At 52.9% G+C, this 16,111-nt stretch carries 14 protein-coding genes; 8 read left to right on the forward strand and 6 right to left on the reverse strand.

From position 1 onward, the window contains the following. Positions 1–203 precede the first annotated feature (203 nt). A complete protein-coding gene (gene ssb1, locus OGV75_RS00320; protein ID WP_016155359.1) occupies positions 204–731 on the forward strand; it encodes a single-stranded DNA-binding protein SSB1 in 528 nt (175 codons plus the stop codon). A 66-nt stretch (positions 732–797) separates the two neighbouring features. Here ssb1 and OGV75_RS00325 read toward each other — a convergent pair whose 3' ends face one another. Next, entirely contained in the window at positions 798–1,079 is a 282-nt protein-coding gene (locus tag OGV75_RS00325) for a YjcB family protein (RefSeq protein ID WP_016155360.1), read from the reverse strand. 551 nt (positions 1,080–1,630) lie between these two features. Between OGV75_RS00325 and pdeC the strand changes: the two genes are divergently transcribed. Next, positions 1,631–3,217, forward strand: coding sequence for a cyclic di-3',5'-guanosine monophosphate phosphodiesterase PdeC (gene pdeC, locus OGV75_RS00330; protein ID WP_053389612.1), 1,587 nt, complete (start codon positions 1,631–1,633; stop codon positions 3,215–3,217). Between the two features lie 2 nt (positions 3,218–3,219). On the opposite strand, the gene soxS is transcribed toward pdeC, so the two are convergent. Further along, complete coding sequence (soxS, locus tag OGV75_RS00335; protein ID WP_016155362.1) at positions 3,220–3,543, reverse strand: superoxide response transcriptional regulator SoxS; 324 nt, start codon at positions 3,541–3,543, stop codon at positions 3,220–3,222. A gap of 86 nt (positions 3,544–3,629) precedes the next feature. Here soxS and soxR point away from each other — a divergent pair, with 86 nt between their 5' ends. From soxR to OGV75_RS00350, 3 genes are all read left to right on the forward strand, one after another. Beyond that, a complete protein-coding gene (soxR, locus tag OGV75_RS00340; protein WP_016155363.1) occupies positions 3,630–4,088 on the forward strand; it encodes a redox-sensitive transcriptional activator SoxR in 459 nt (152 codons plus the stop codon). Between the two features lie 604 nt (positions 4,089–4,692). Further along, positions 4,693–6,042, forward strand: coding sequence for a guanine/hypoxanthine transporter GhxP (gene ghxP, locus OGV75_RS00345; protein WP_016155449.1), 1,350 nt, complete (start codon positions 4,693–4,695; stop codon positions 6,040–6,042). Positions 6,043–6,199: 157 nt separating this feature from the next. Next, complete coding sequence (locus OGV75_RS00350; protein ID WP_016155450.1) at positions 6,200–7,846, forward strand: Na+/H+ antiporter; 1,647 nt, start codon at positions 6,200–6,202, stop codon at positions 7,844–7,846. An 84-nt stretch (positions 7,847–7,930) separates the two neighbouring features. Here the strand turns inward: OGV75_RS00350 and OGV75_RS00355 are convergent, their stop codons facing one another. Further along, positions 7,931–8,821 carry a LysR family transcriptional regulator gene (locus OGV75_RS00355; RefSeq protein ID WP_047357727.1) on the reverse strand — a complete coding sequence of 297 codons (891 nt, stop codon included), beginning with the start codon at positions 8,819–8,821 and terminating at the stop codon, positions 7,931–7,933. Between the two features lie 101 nt (positions 8,822–8,922). Here OGV75_RS00355 and OGV75_RS00360 point away from each other — a divergent pair, with 101 nt between their 5' ends. Next, entirely contained in the window at positions 8,923–9,333 is a 411-nt protein-coding gene (locus OGV75_RS00360; RefSeq protein ID WP_016155367.1) for a CidA/LrgA family protein, read from the forward strand. After that, positions 9,326–10,015 (forward strand): LrgB family protein, encoded by a 690-nt coding sequence (locus OGV75_RS00365; RefSeq protein ID WP_016155368.1) that lies wholly within the window; start codon positions 9,326–9,328, stop codon positions 10,013–10,015. Before OGV75_RS00360 ends, OGV75_RS00365 begins: the two co-directional genes overlap by 8 nt. A 42-nt stretch (positions 10,016–10,057) precedes the next feature. Here OGV75_RS00365 and actP read toward each other — a convergent pair whose 3' ends face one another. The 3 genes from actP to acs all read right to left on the reverse strand — a co-directional run bounded on the left by actP (position 10,058) and on the right by acs (position 14,213). Next, the gene (gene actP / locus OGV75_RS00370) at positions 10,058–11,707 is read right to left on the reverse strand and encodes a cation/acetate symporter ActP (RefSeq protein WP_016155369.1); all 1,650 of its coding nucleotides are present in this window, start codon (positions 11,705–11,707) and stop codon (positions 10,058–10,060) included. Further along, positions 11,704–12,018 (reverse strand): DUF485 domain-containing protein, encoded by a 315-nt coding sequence (locus tag OGV75_RS00375; protein ID WP_016155370.1) that lies wholly within the window; start codon positions 12,016–12,018, stop codon positions 11,704–11,706. Before OGV75_RS00375 ends, actP begins: the two co-directional genes overlap by 4 nt. A gap of 236 nt (positions 12,019–12,254) precedes the next feature. Then, positions 12,255–14,213 (reverse strand): acetate--CoA ligase, encoded by a 1,959-nt coding sequence (gene acs, locus OGV75_RS00380; RefSeq protein WP_016155371.1) that lies wholly within the window; start codon positions 14,211–14,213, stop codon positions 12,255–12,257. A 434-nt stretch (positions 14,214–14,647) separates the two neighbouring features. Between acs and nrfA the strand changes: the two genes are divergently transcribed. Further along, the gene (gene nrfA / locus OGV75_RS00385) at positions 14,648–16,084 is read left to right on the forward strand and encodes an ammonia-forming nitrite reductase cytochrome c552 subunit (protein ID WP_286480245.1); all 1,437 of its coding nucleotides are present in this window, start codon (positions 14,648–14,650) and stop codon (positions 16,082–16,084) included. Positions 16,085–16,111 lie beyond the last annotated feature (27 nt).

Here is a 16,111-nt window from a genome sequence, read left to right on the forward strand (position 1 = left end):
CGGCGATCACAAACGGTTAATTATGACACAACCTGACCTGAATGGATATACAGTATTGGAATGCAAAACGCAGATGCCTGTGCAACAATGTCTGTCTGGGGTTGTTTACTGGAATCGATCTCGCAACGTAGTAAAAGCGCTATTGGAAATGCTACAATCCCGCGCTTACACTTATTCAGTAACGTTTTTCAGGAGACACGATCATGGCCAGCAGAGGCGTAAACAAGGTGATTCTCGTCGGTAATCTGGGCCAGGACCCGGAAGTACGCTATATGCCGAATGGTGGCGCAGTTGCCAACATTACGCTGGCTACTTCCGAATCCTGGCGTGATAAAGCGACCGGCGAAATGAAAGAGCAGACTGAATGGCACCGTGTGGTGCTGTTCGGCAAACTGGCGGAAGTTGCCAGCGAATATCTGCGTAAAGGTTCCCAGGTCTATATCGAAGGTCAGCTGCGTACCCGCAAATGGACCGATCAATCCGGCGTAGAAAAGTACACCACTGAAGTTGTGGTTAACGTTGGCGGCACCATGCAAATGCTGGGCGGTCGTCAGGGTGGTGGTGCTCCGGCAGGTGGCGGCCAGCAGCAGGGTGGTTGGGGTCAGCCTCAGCAGCCGCAAGGTGGCAATCAGTTCAGCGGCGGCGCGCAGTCTCGCCCGCAGCAGCAGTCGGCTCCGGCAGCGCCGTCTAATGAGCCGCCGATGGATTTCGACGACGATATTCCGTTCTAATCCTTCTGCTTTTCGCTGAAAATTATGGCTACCTCAGAACTGGGGTAGCCATATGCAATTCTGTTATCAGTTCAACACCATCGGCCAGTCTGGCGGTGTATGGCTCATCACTTCAACCATTACGGTTTCAATGTTCTTCCAGATTGCGGACATATCCACCAGGGTTATGCCGAGTAATCCGGTCGCAAACCAGCAGGCAAAAACCAGCCCTAAACCGCTGCTAATGACGGCCAGGCCAATATAATCTGATTTACGAAAACGGATATTGAGCGTACTGGCTAAAAACATCAGCACTGCACTGAGTAATTGCCACCGCAGAAGAACCACGCCAGTTGTTATCGTTGCCATGAAAAACGTCCTCAGAAAGTCTGGATGCCCAGGACAGCGCGGGGGTGTTCACCGAGGGTGTAGTACTCTGGCTATCGACGGGCAATAACATGAATGAAACATCGTTTCTGTTACATGATTTTTGTGAACTATATCACACATGCTCGTTTGTTCACCAGTGTTGGGCGTATTTTTTGCAGGATGATAACCATGTTAAATATGTGGTTATATTTAAGGAAGCAATGATACTAAATAATCAATCTTAAAGATGCATTTTTGTTACCTGTTTTATTTATCCTAAATTCATCGTTAAAAAAATCTAATGAATTTCTTAAATAAAGCCAGGATAGTGCTTATAAAAAATTACTCCTTGGGGATAATAACGTTATGAAATAAGCATAACTTTAAGTTTGCCTTACGGAAAAATAATATCATCATCAACTATTATCAGACTTTTACATAGAGAAGTCTGTTGCTAATACTGATAGATTCATGCAACTTAATCAGTCGGTGTTTATAGCATCTTGCCTTAATGGGTTCTGGCATATACGAAACAGGGAAACAGGGCTGACATGAATCACAGTGCGCGACGCAAGATACTGAAGTTCCTCGGAACATTCATGGTGGTATTGCTCCCCGTGGTGCTGGCGTTATGGTTTGCTCAAATCCGGGCAATGTCCGAAACCCGTAATCAACTTCGCTCTTTTGCGCAACTGGTGTTAAATAAAACTGAATTGGTGATCCAACAAGCCGATTTAGCGCGAGATATGGCCCTGTTGTATCAAGGTAAGATGTGTACCCCGGCACATCAGAAAAATATGCTAGATATTATTCGTGGTCGTTTATATATCAGCGAGCTAATTTATGCGCAGGGCGATCATTTTTTGTGCTCTGCGTCGATGGCGCCGCCAGTCGCCTATATTATGCCGACCGCCGACTATAAACGTACGCCGGACATCTCCATCTATTACTATCGCGATACCCCCTTTTTCGCTGGCTACAGAATGACGTATATGCAACGTGGAAACTACGTTGTCGTCATCAACCCATTATCTTACAGCGAAGTTATGTCAGATGACCCGGACCTGTCCTGGGGCGTGTATGACACGGTAACGGGTACTTTTTTCTCTGCCAGCGAAGGGGCGCCTATTGCGCAGTTATTGCCGTTGGTGCACGGTGAAGCCTCAACCTTCCAGTTGGACGATCGCTTCTACACCAAAGTGCATTCAGAAAAACGCCCGATTGCGATTATTGTGTCGACCTCGGATAAACGCATACATTCGATTTTCTATCATGAGGCTGCCTTAACGATTCCTTTCGGGATTATCTGCAGCATCCTGATGCTGTTAATGTGGTGGCGCACGCGTCAGGAATACTTATCTCCCCGCCGCTTGTTAAAACGCGCAATCAAAAAACGTCAACTGTGTCTGCACTACCAGCCGATCATTGATATCGAAAACGGTCAGTGCGTAGGGGCTGAGGCTCTGCTGCGCTGGCCGGGCTGTGATGGTGAAGTAATGAGCCCAACCGAGTTTATTCCGCTGGCTGAAAAAGAGGGAATGATTGAGCGGATCACGGATTACGTGATTGAAGAGGTATTCAACGATTTAGGATATTTTCTTTCGGCGCATCCTCAGCTTTATATCTCGATAAACCTCTCTGCTTCTGACTTTCATTCATCCCGACTTATTGCCCTGATTACCGACAAAAACCGTGAGTACTCTGTGGCGGCCCAGCAAATTAAAGTCGAGGTGACCGAGCGCGGGTTTATTGATGTAGATAAAATGACCGCGGTAATCCAGGCGTTTCGTCAGGCGGGTTATGAAGTGGCGTTTGATGATTTTGGGACGGGATATTCCAATCTACACAATTTATCCGCGTTGAATATCGATATCCTGAAGATCGACAAATCATTTATTAGTACGTTGTCCACCAACAGCACCAGTCACCTGATTGCCGAACATATCATCGAAATGGCGCAAAGCTTACACCTGAAGATGATTGCGGAAGGGGTAGAGACGGTTGAGCAAATCGAGTGGCTGCGCGAACGTGGCGTACAGTATTGTCAGGGCTGGTATTTTGCGAAGGCGCTGCCGCCACAGGAGTTCATGCACTGGATACAACGGTCGCCCGCCATACTGACGCAGAGCGGGCAATAATCTTACAGGCGGTGGCGGTAATCGCTGGGGGTACGATCAAACTCGCGGCGAAACACGCGTGAGAAGGTTTGTTGTGATACATAACCAAGATCCATCGCGATATCGAAAATAGGTCGCTCGGTCGTCCGCAGTTCAACAGCAGCCAGCAGGAGTCGACGCTGGCGGATATAGTCACCCAACGTCTGGCGCATCACCGTGCGGAACATTCTCTGTAAATACCACTTCGAGTAACCTGATTTTTTCGCCACCGCCTCAATGTTCAGCGGCTGATCGATATGGTCGTCAATCCATTCAATAAGGGTCTGAATAATCTGCTGATGGGACATAGGGCTGCCTCTTTTTCAGTATTCGATTCGTCGTTTTGTCTGTGGGCGAGTATAATTCCTCAAGTTAACTTGAGGTAAAGCGATTTATGGAAAAGAAATTACCCCGAATAAAAGCGCTGCTCACGCCAGGTGAAGTTGCAAAGCGTAGCGGCGTGGCGGTATCAACCCTGCATTTCTATGAAAGCAAAGGGTTAATCAGCAGTATGCGCAACAGCGGCAATCAGCGCCGATACAGACGTGATGTGTTACGTTACGTGGCGATTATCAAGATTGCTCAACGCATCGGGATCCCGTTGGCAACGATTGGTGACGCGCTCGGCGTATTACCTGAAGGACATTCGCTCAGTGCTAAAGAGTGGAAGCAGCTCTCTTCGCAATGGCGTGAAGAGCTGGATCGACGCATTCATACTTTAGTGGCGCTACGCGATGAACTGGATGGGTGTATTGGTTGCGGTTGTTTGTCGCGCAGCGATTGCCCGTTGCGTAACCCAGGCGATCAGCTTGGCGAGAAGGGGACCGGGGCGCGTCTGCTGGAAGATGATTGATGTGAAATATCTGATGGATTGACGGATATAAAACTAAAGCGCCACAGAGGGCGCTTTAGTTTGGTTCCGGTCTTTGTCTTTCACTCTATCCCGCTGGTTCACGGGAGGGTTTCCCCCGACATCAACACCCCTCAGTCGAGCACATTAGGTGAGGTTCCGGTCTGTGTTGATAATGTAATTGTAAGCCACCTCTCTCCATTTACCAGTGAAATGGTGATTTTTTAGCCAAAAAATTTTCCGCATCTTCACCGGTTTTCTTGCGCAAGTTTGCGTGAAAAAGGCACACCGATGTTGTAATAACTCCGCAAAATTTGTTGCGAGACTGCGCATTGACGATAACGTTTGCGCATCGACTGATTATTTATTGCGCGTTATAAGAAGAAATGAGTAAAAAGCGGCAAAGTTCAGTTGAAAACCAGCGTATGATCGCTGGATAATCGGTTGCTTTTTTTTACCACCCGTTTTTTATGCGCGGAGCTAAACGTTTGCTTTTTTGCGACACCCCTATTGACGCAAACCTGGCACATGGAGAAAACGTTTAGCAGGCAGTGGATTGTCCAGCACGCATAATGACGAAAAAATAAACTCTCAGGGGATGTTTTCTATGTCTACGCCTTCAGCGCGTACCGGCGGTTCACTCGACGCCTGGTTTAAAATTTCGCTCCGCGGCAGTACCGTTCGTCAGGAAGTCGTTGCCGGATTAACGACGTTCCTGGCCATGGTCTACTCCGTTATCGTGGTTCCGGGGATGCTGGGTAAAGCCGGATTCCCGCCTGCCGCTGTATTTGTGGCAACCTGTCTGGTCGCGGGCGTCGGTTCTATTGTGATGGGCCTGTGGGCAAACCTGCCGCTGGCGATTGGTTGCGCCATTTCTTTGACGGCGTTTACCGCATTCAGCCTGGTACTGGGACAACATATCAGCGTGCCTGTTGCGCTGGGTGCGGTGTTCCTGATGGGTGTCCTGTTTACCATCATTTCCGCGACCGGTATTCGTAGCTGGATCCTGCGCAATCTACCGCAGGGTGTTGCGCACGGTACGGGGATTGGTATCGGCCTGTTCCTGCTGCTGATTGCGGCAAACGGCGTGGGTCTGGTTATTAAAAACCCGCTGGACGGCCTGCCGGTTGCGCTGGGCGATTTCGATACCTTCCCGGTGATTATGTCGCTGGTAGGTCTGGCGGTGATTATTGGCCTCGAAAAACTGAAAGTACCGGGCGGCATCCTGCTGACTATTATCGGTATTTCCGTAGTGGGTCTGATTTTCGACCCGGCCGTACATTTCTCCGGTATTTTTGCCATGCCGTCTCTGAGCGACGAAAACGGCAACTCGCTGATCGGTAGCCTGGATATTATGGGCGCACTAAACCCAATCGTACTGCCGAGCGTGCTGGCGCTGGTCATGACCGCTGTCTTCGATGCGACCGGAACCATCCGTGCGGTAGCCGGACAGGCGAATCTGCTGGATAAAGACGGACAGATTATTGACGGCGGCAAAGCGCTGACCACCGACTCCCTGAGCAGCGTGTTCTCTGGCCTGGTGGGCGCTGCACCGGCGGCGGTTTATATTGAATCCGCAGCGGGTACGGCGGCAGGCGGCAAAACCGGCCTGACGGCGATCACCGTTGGCGTACTGTTCCTGCTGATCCTGTTCCTCTCTCCGCTCTCTTATCTTGTACCAGTATATGCAACGGCACCTGCGCTGATGTATGTGGGCCTGCTGATGTTGAGCAACGTAGCGAAAATCGACTTTGCTGACTTTGTCGACGCTATGGCGGGGCTGGTAACGGCCGTATTTATCGTGCTGACCTGTAACATCGTGACCGGCATTATGATTGGCTTTGCTACCCTGGTGATTGGCCGTATCGTCTCTGGCGAATGGCGCAAACTGAACATCGGCACAGTGGTCATCGCCATCGCGCTGGTGGCCTTCTACGCTGGTGGTTGGGCTATCTAATCCTCATTTGATGAAGATTCTGAAAACGGGTGGCTTTGGCCGCCCGTTTTTATTTTCACAACACTCTCGTTGTCTTTTGCGTTACTCTCAAGTAGATAGAATTGAGGCACGACGCCTCTCATCACTGATCATAAGAAACATCGCAAACAGGGAACGCATGGAAATCTTTTTCACCATACTCATCATGACCCTTGTGGTCTCGCTGTCGGGGGTTTTTACTCGCGTATTGCCATTCCAACTCCCTTTACCCCTTATGCAGATCGCCATCGGCGCCTTGCTGGCGTGGCCGACGTTTGGTTTGCATGTGGAATTCGATCCTGAGCTTTTTCTGGTTCTGTTCATCCCGCCGCTGCTCTTCGCTGATGGCTGGAAGACGCCAACCCGTGAGTTTCTGGAGCACGGGCGAGAGATCTTCGGCCTTGCGCTGGCGCTGGTTCTGGTCACGGTGGTCGGGATTGGCTTTATGATTTACTGGCTGGTGCCGGGGATCCCTCTCATCCCAGCCTTTGCGCTGGCCGCTGTCCTGTCGCCAACCGATGCCGTTGCGCTTTCCGGCATAGTGGGCGAGGGACGCATACCGAAGAAAATCATGGGTATCCTGCAGGGCGAAGCGTTGATGAACGACGCCTCCGGTCTGGTATCACTGAAATTTGCCGTCGCCGTGGCGATGGGCACGATGGTGTTTACGGTTGGTGGCGCAACGCTTGAATTCTTCAAGGTAGCGATTGGCGGTATCCTGGCCGGTTTTGTCGTCAGTTGGCTGTACGGGCGCTCCCTGCGTTTTCTCAGCCGCTGGGGTGGTGATGAACCGGCAACGCAAATCGTTCTGCTGTTCCTGCTGCCGTTTGCGTCTTACCTGATTGCGGAACACATCGGTGTTTCCGGCATCCTCGCGGCGGTCGCAGCCGGGATGACGATCACCCGTTCCGGGGTAATGCGCCGGGCGCCGCTGGCGATGCGTTTACGTGCTAACAGTACCTGGGCGATGCTGGAGTTTGTGTTTAACGGCATGGTTTTCTTGCTGTTAGGACTGCAGTTGCCGGGGATTCTGGAGTCTTCTTTGGCGGCGGCAGAAGCCGATCCGAATGTTGAAATCTGGATGCTGTTTACCGATATCGTGCTGATTTACGTGGCGCTGATGCTGGTACGTTTTGGCTGGCTGTGGACGATGAAGAAGTTTAGCCTGCGTTTTCTGAAGAAAAAACCGATGGAGTTTGGTTCCTGGACGACGCGTGAAATCATGATCGCCTCCTTTGCGGGCGTGCGTGGGGCCATTACTCTTGCCGGTGTGCTCTCTATTCCGTTGCTGTTACCGGATGGTAGCGGCTTCCCGGCGCGATATGAGCTGATCTTCCTTGCCGCGGGCGTGATTCTGTTCTCGCTGTTTGTTGGCGTGGTGATGCTGCCGCTTCTGCTGCAACACCTGGAAGTGGCAGACCACTCGCAGCAGCAGAAAGAGGAACGAATTGCCCGCGCTGCCACGGCGGAAGTGGCGATTGTCGCCATCCAGAAAATGGAGGAGCGTCTGGCCGCAGATACCGAAGAGAACATCGACAATCAGTTGCTCACCGAGGTGAGTTCACGCGTCATCGGTAACCTGCGTCGACGCGCCGACGGACGCAACGACGTGGAAAGCTCGATGCAGGAAGAAAACCTCGAGCGGCGTTTCCGTCTGGCGGCCCTGCGCTCCGAGCGCGCGGAACTTTATCACCTGCGCGCCACGCGGGAAATCAGCAATGAGACGCTGCAAAAACTGCTGCACGATCTGGATTTGCTGGAAGCGCTGTTGATCGAGAACGAATAAACGGTTGTGCCTGATGGCGCTACGCTTATCAGGCCTACGGAATCCAATTGTAGGTCTGATAAGCGTTAAGCCGCATCCGGCATGTTACGACTCTTGCGTTAGCCAGAACCCTTCACAGCATTTGAGCCACGCCTGGGCGCTGTGCGACAGATACACACCTTCGCGCCAAATCATGCCCAACTGCCAGCGTAAATCACTCTCCAAAGGGATCCAGCGCAGCGTCTGCTTATCCAACCGCTGGCAAATCGGCTCCGGTAAAATGGCGATCCCGACTCCGGCTTGCACCATCGCCGCCAGAAAATCCCACTGCCCACTGCGTACCGCGATGCGGGGTTTGACGTTGTGCTGGTTAAACAGCTCAAGCAGCTGACGGCTCAACGCGAAATCTTCGTTATAGATAAGCAGGGGATGCTCCGCTAACGCCTCGGGGGAAATGGATTCACACGTTGTCCACTGACCGGAACGAGGGACCAGCACGCAGAGCGGATGGCTAAAAAGCGGTAAGGTCGCCAGGCCGCTCTCTTCTTCAACCGGCAGCGCCGTCATCGCGACATCCAGCTCGCCATTCATCACCGCCTGCTGGACGGTTAAGCCTCCAAATTCAGATACCTTCAGCTCCACGCCGGGATAGCGCTGGCGAAACAGGCTGATAGGCCCGGCCATCAACATACCGACCATGGGCGGGATGCCGAGGCGCAGCACTCCCTTGTTGAGGTGATTAATGTCGCTGAGTTCTGCTTCGAGCTGGCGAAACTCGGCGAGGATCGCCAGGCCGCGTTCGAAAACAACCTGTCCGGTGTCGGTTAACAGCAGTCGCCGACCGTCGCGGATTAACAGCGTGCAGTTAAGCTCGTCTTCAAGGTTCTTCAACATCTTGCTGATGGTGGGCTGGGTGACAAAAAGCTTCTCCGCTGCGCGGGTAAAGCTCTGCTGACGAACCACCTCAACAAAATAGCGCAGCGTTCTGATATCCATGATTATTCCTTAAGACTATGCCTGCAATGAGTTTAATTCATTTCAGTCCTGGACGGGGGCTCTCTATACTGGCGCTCTCTATTTTTTAAGGACATACCCTCATGGCTGTGGCGATAAGCCGCGTGACGCCTGCCGTTATTCATCGACTCCAGATCCCCGTTCAGGTTCTGTTGTACGCAGGTCTATTTGTATTTGCTCAATATCTTGTCTCCTGGCTGCATCTGCCGCTTCCTGCCAACCTGGTTGGGATGGTGCTGATGTTGGCGCTGATTGTCTGCCGGGTTATCCCGTTGAACTGGATTCGCGCAGGCGCTCGCTGGTTACTGGCTGAAATGCTGCTGTTTTTTGTTCCGGCGGTGGTGGCTGTAGTCAACTATACGCAGCTGTTGTTGGTCGATGGTTGGCGCATATTTGCTGTCATTGCGCTAAGTACGTTGATGGTGCTTGGCGCAACGGCGTGGGTCGTGGATAAAGTGTATCGCTATGAAATGAGCAGGCTAAACCGTGAGTAATTTCCAGCTAAGCGTGCTGTGTCTGGTGATTACGCTGGGCATCTATTTTGCCAACAAGCGCCTGTATCGCCGTTTTCGTAAATTACCGCTGATGCCGTTAGTGTTCACTCCGGCGCTGCTGGTCCTGATGCTGGTCTTCGGGCATATCTCCTGGCAAAACTATATTGGTGAATCGCACTGGTTGCTGTGGCTGTTAGGCCCTGCGACCATCGCTTTTGCCGTTCCGGTTTATGACAACCTTGCCGTGATTAAGCGGCACTGGATGTCACTGACGGCGGGCGTGGTGACGGCAACGCTGGTGGCCGTTACCAGTTCCGTGTGGCTGGCGCGTCTGTTTATGTTGCCTGATGAAATCCAGCGTAGCCTGGCGGTGCGCTCCGTCACCACGCCGTTTGCGCTGGCAGCAGCAGAGCCGTTGGGTGGGCAACCAGACCTGGTGGCATTGTTCGTGGTAGTGACCGGTGTATTTGGTATGGCGGTTGGCGATGTACTGTTTTTACGGCTTTCTATTCGGGAAGGGATGGCGAAAGGCGCAGGATTTGGCGCAGCCTCGCATGGTGCGGGCACGGCGCGCTCTTATGAGCTCGGCCAGCAGGAGGGCGTGGTCGCCAGCCTGGTGATGATGCTTTCAGGCGTGGTGATGGTGCTGGTAGCGCCGCTGGTCGCGATGGTGATGTTCTGAAAAAATGCCCCGGTCGTTCAGACCGGGGATGAGGAGGAGTGGTTAGTGCGCGCGACCTTGTTCTACGCCGTACCCGGTCTGGGAACGGATGAACTGGGCACGGAACTGCTCGCGTTCGCGATTACCTTCTTCTGAGTTATCGGTAGCAGAGAAGAACCAGATCCCGAGGAACGCTACGCTGATGGAGAACAGCGCCGGATATTCATACGGGAAAATGGCTTTTTCGTGACCAAGGATCTGGACCCAAATCGTCGGGCCAAGCACCATCAGCACCACCGCCGTCAGCAGACCTAACCAGCCGCCCAACATCGCGCCACGCGTGGTCAGTCTTGACCAGTACATGGAGAGCAGAATGATCGGGAAGTTGCAGCTGGCTGCGATAGCAAACGCCAGACCTACCATGAAGGCGATATTCTGGTTCTCAAACAGCACGCCGAGCAGGATGGCAATCACCCCCAGCACCAGTACGGTGATTTTCGACACCTTCAGTTCTTCACGTTCGGTTGCGCCTTTACGGAACACGTTGGCATACAGGTCGTGAGAAACGGCCGATGCGCCCGCCAGCGTCAGGCCTGCAACCACCGCCAGGATGGTGGCAAACGCCACGGCTGAGATGAAGCCCAGGAACAGGTTGCCGCCCACTGCATTCGCCAGGTGAACCGCCGCCATGTTGTTACCGCCGATCAGCGCGCCAGCAGCGTCTTTATACGCCGGATTAGCGCCCACCAGCATGATCGCACCAAAGCCGATGATAAAGGTCAGGATGTAGAAATAACCCATAAAACCGGTGGCATAGAACACGCTCTTACGCGCTTCGCGGGCATCGCTGACCGTGAAGAAGCGCATCAGGATGTGCGGCAAGCCTGCCGTACCAAACATCAGGCCGAGACCTAACGACAGGGCGGAGATCGGATCTTTTACCAGTCCGCCCGGGCTCATAATGGCTGAACCTTTCGGGTGTACCGCCATTGCTTCGGTGAACAGGTTGTTGAAGCTAAAGCCGACGTGCTTCATCACCATAAAGGCCATAAAGCTGGCGCCGAACAGCAGCAGAACGGCTTTGATGATCTGTACCCAGGTGGTCGCCAGCATGCCGCCAAACAGGACGTACATCATCATCAGCACGCCAACCAGTACGACGGCGATGTGATAGTTCAGACCAAACAACAGCTCAATCAGCTTACCTGCGCCGACCATCTGGGCGATCAGATACAGCGCGACCACCACCAGAGAACCACAGGCCGACAGAATACGGATTGGTCCTTGCTTCAGACGATAAGAAGCAACATCTGCAAAGGTGTAACGACCCAGGTTACGCAGACGCTCAGCAATCAGGAACAGGATAATTGGCCAGCCGACCAGGAAGCCGAGTGAATAGATCAGCCCGTCATAACCGGAGGTAAACACCAGCGCGGAAATCCCGAGAAACGATGCCGCCGACATATAGTCGCCCGCAATCGCCAGCCCGTTCTGGAAACCAGTGATGTTACCGCCGGCGGTGTAGTAGTCATTACGCGAACGTACGCGCTTAGACGCCCAGTAAGTAATACCGAGCGTAAAGATGACGAAAATCAGGAACATGACAATCGCCTGCCAGTTGGTTGGCTGGCGTTGGACTGCACCGCTAATAGCATCCGCCGCGTTTGCGGCGAAGGGCAGCGTGGCGGCAAGCGCCGTCAGGACTCTCTTCATGATGCTTTAACCTCGTGCAGAACCGCATTGTTCAGGCGGTCGAATTCACCGTTTGCCCGCCAGATATAGATCCCGGTCAGGATGAAGGAGATGAGGATCACACCGACCCCAATCGGAATACCCCGGGTGACGCTGGTTCCCGCGTGTAGCGGCGTACCCAGCCAGCCAGGCGCAAAGGCAATCAGTAAAATAAAGCTGATGTAAACTGCCAGCATGATGATGGACAGAATGGTGGCAAACCGTTGCCTTTTTTCAACTAACTCCCTGAAACGCGCACTGTCTTCTATCCGCTGATAAATAGAGTCATTCATCACAGAGTTCTCCAGAGGCCCCCTTCGTCTTTCACGTTGCAAGTGTGTTGGCCGCACTCGCCCACCTCAGTCACATAGTGAACTATGCTCCTGGGGATGCGCTCGCTTGCCGCCTTCCTGCAACGCGAAATCCTTTGGGGTGGGTTATTATATTTTCCCTCCCGGTCAGGGGAGGGGTAGGGGTAGGATTTGTAGGCCCGATAAGCCGCGCACCATCGGGCATTTCACGGTTATGGTTATGATGGCATCGCGATGGCCTGCTTCTCTTCGAGCAGTTTCTCTACCACGCCAGGATCGGCGAGGGTCGAGGTATCGCCCAGATTGCTGGTATCGCCCGCCGCGATTTTACGCAGAATACGGCGCATGATTTTGCCGGAGCGGGTTTTCGGCAGTGAGTCGGTCCAGTGCAGCACGTCTGGCGTTGCCAGCGGACCAATTTCTTTACGTACCCAGTTGCGCACTTCGGCGTACAGCTCAGGTGATGGCTCTTCGCCGTGATTCAGCGTGACGTAGGCGTAGATCGCCTGGCCTTTAATATTATGCGGAATACCCACCACCGCGGCCTCGGCAATCTTCGGATGTGACACCAGCGCCGATTCGATTTCTGCCGTTCCCAGACGGTGGCCAGAGACGTTCAGCACATCGTCCACACGACCGGTGATCCAGTAATAGCCATCTTCGTCACGACGCGCGCCGTCGCCGCTGAAGTACATATTCTTGAAGGTAGAAAAGTAGGTCTGCTCAAAGCGTTCGTGATCGCCAAACAGCGTTCTCGCCTGGCCCGGCCACGAGTCGGTAATCACCAGGTTGCCTTCGGTCGCGCCTTCCAGCGGATTACCCTCGTTATCGACAATCGCAGGCTGTACGCCAAAGAACGGACGGGTTGCGGAACCCGCTTTCAGCTCGGTGGCGCCCGGCAGCGGGGTGATCATGAATCCACCGGTTTCGGTCTGCCACCAGGTATCGACGACCGGGCATTTTTCGTTGCCGATCTTCTTCCAGTACCACTCCCATGCTTCCGGGTTAATCGGCTCGCCAACGGAACCCAGGATACGCAGCGAGGAGCGGTCAGTGCCTTCAATCGCTTTATCACCTTCTGCCATCAGGGCGCGGATGGCGGTCGGCGCGGTATACAGAATATTGACCTGGTGCTTGTCCACAACCTGCGACATACGCGCCGGGGTTGGCCAGTTTGGCACGCCTTCGAACATCAGCGTGGTTGCGCCGCAGGCCAGCGGACCATACAGCAGGTAGCTGTGCCCGGTTACCCAACCCACGTCAGCGGTACACCAATAAATATCGCCCTGATGGTAGTCAAACACGTACTTAAAGGTGGTTGCGGCATAGACCAGATATCCGCCGGTGGTATGCAGTACGCCTTTTGGCTTGCCGGTTGAACCGGAGGTATAGAGGATAAACAGCGGATCTTCCGCGTTCATTTCTTCTGGCTGATGTTCTGGGCTGGCTTTCTCGATAAGATCGGACCACCACAGGTCACGGCCTTCCTGCCATTCCGTTTTTCCACCGGTACGTTTGAGGACGACCACATGTTCCACGGTTTTCACGTTCGGGTTTTTCAGCGCATCATCGACGTTCTTTTTCAGCGGGATGGCGCGGCCGGCGCGCACGCCTTCGTCGGCGGTGATCACCAGACGTGAATTGGAGTCGATGATACGTCCGGCGACCGCCTCTGGTGAAAAACCACCGAAGATGACCGAATGCACCGCGCCAATGCGGGCGCAAGCCAGCATAGCAACCGCCGCTTCCGGCACCATCGGCATATAAATGGCCACCACGTCGCCTTTTTTAATGCCTAAATCCAGTAGCGTATTGGCGAAACGGCAAACATCGCGATGCAGTTCGCGATAAGTAATGTTTTTGCTTTGGGTGGCGTCATCGCCTTCCCAGATGATGGCGGTGCGATCGCCATTTGCCTGTAAATGACGGTCAAGGCAGTTTGCGGCCAGGTTCAGGGTGCCGTCTTCGTACCATTTAATCGACACGTTGCCTGGTGCGAAGGAGGTGTTCTTCACCTGGCTGTACGGCTTGATCCAATCAAGTATCTTTCCCTGCTCGCCCCAAAATGTGTCGGGTTCGTTAACGGATTGCTGGTATTTCTCTTCGTACTGCTCCGGGTTTATCAGGCAACGATCCGCAATGTTTGCGGGAATAGCGTGTTTATGTATTTGGCTCATGGCTTTTGTTCTCCTTGTAGGATGTTAATAATATGTCTCATAAACGTTAAATGTAGGGGCTTTGAGAGTTTTGTTTAGTATTTGCGCGGCAGATCACGCAATAAACGAATTGTGCAAATTAGCGGCAAACTTAATTTTGAAGGGAGCTAGCAAAAATTGATTAAATCTCGCGATAACATGTAGTTATCTAAAGGATTATTGAAAAGGTGATCTATCTCTGAATTAGACAAAAGAGTGAGGAGTTAGAGGGGGGTTATAACTCTAAAGTGGTATTTTACATACACTTACAATTGATTAAAGACAACATTTTCAGTGTGGTTTCTTGTTACAAATAGGGTGGAGCAATGTCATGACAGTATTCGTGTGGTTGCTGTTATGGAAAACAATAAAAGAACCGCCATTGCAGATAATGGCGTCATCTGGATGAGACCCCTATGGCAAGGATAAAATCACGCGTACGCCGTTTCTTCAGCCTGTTATTACCTTTATTATTTATTTCTGTTGTTCACGCTGAACAAACTCCTGTACCCGCAAAAACCGTCACCGTTGAAGCGAAGAATGAAACCTTCGCTCCTCAGCATCCCGATCAATATCTCTCCTGGAAAGCCACGTCTGAGCAATCAGCCCGTGAAGATGCGCTGGCAGAAGATCCGCGTCTGGTGATCCTGTGGGCGGGATATCCATTCTCGCGCGATTACAACAAACCGCGTGGACACGCCTATGCCGTGACCGATGTACGTGAAACCTTACGTACCGGCGCACCAAAAACGGCTGAAGACGGCCCGCTGCCGATGGCCTGCTGGAGCTGTAAAAGCCCGGACGTAGCGCGTCTGATCCAGAAAGACGGTGAAGATGGCTACTTCCACGGTAAATGGGCGCGCGGCGGTCCGGAAATTGTTAACAATCTCGGCTGTGCAGATTGCCATAACACTGCGTCACCAGACTTCGCCAAAGGCAAGCCAGAGCTGACGCTGTCGCGTCCTTATGCAGAACGCGCGATGGAAGCAATCGGCAAACCGTTTGAGAAAGCCGGTCGCTTTGATCAGCAATCCATGGTCTGCGGTCAGTGCCACGTGGAATACTACTTCGACGGTAAAAACAAAGCCGTTAAGTTCCCGTGGGACGAGGGCATGAAAGTCGAGAACATGGAGAAATACTACGACACCATCGCCTTCTCTGACTGGACCAACTCCCTGTCGAAAACGCCGATGCTGAAAGCGCAGCACCCGGAATATGAAACCTGGAGCGCGGGCATTCACGGCAAGAACAACGTGACCTGTATCGACTGTCACATGCCGAAAGTGCAAAACGCGGAAGGCAAGATCTACACCGACCATAAAATTGGTAACCCGTTCGATAACTTTGCTCAGACCTGTGCGAACTGCCACACCCAGGATAAAGCGTCCCTGCAAAAAGTGGTCGCCGAGCGTAAACAGGCTATTCATGACCTGAAAATCAAGGTCGAAGATCAGCTGGTTCATGCGCACTTCGAAGCGAAAGCCGCATGGGATGCGGGTGCGACTGAAGCGGAAATGAAGCCGATTCTGGATGATATCCGTCACGCACAATGGCGCTGGGACCTGTCTATCGCCTCACACGGTATTCACATGCACGCTCCGGAAGAGGGTCTGCGGATGCTGGGTAGCGCGATGGATAAAGCCGCCGATGCGCGTACCAAACTGGTCCGTCTGCTGGCGACTAAAGGCATCACCCATGAAATCCCGTTACCGGATATCTCTACCAAAGAGAAAGCCCAGGCGGCGATTGGTCTGAACATGCAGCAAATCAATGCTGAGAAGCAGGACTTCATCAAAACGGTGATTCCGCAGTGGGAAGATCAGGCGCGTAAAAACGGTCTGTTAAGCCAATAACCCCATTTCGCCCCGTCAGGGGCGGAT

Source organism: Citrobacter sp. Cb028, from assembly GCF_030336705.1.
Classification (GTDB): Bacteria; Pseudomonadota; Gammaproteobacteria; order Enterobacterales; family Enterobacteriaceae; genus Citrobacter; species Citrobacter braakii.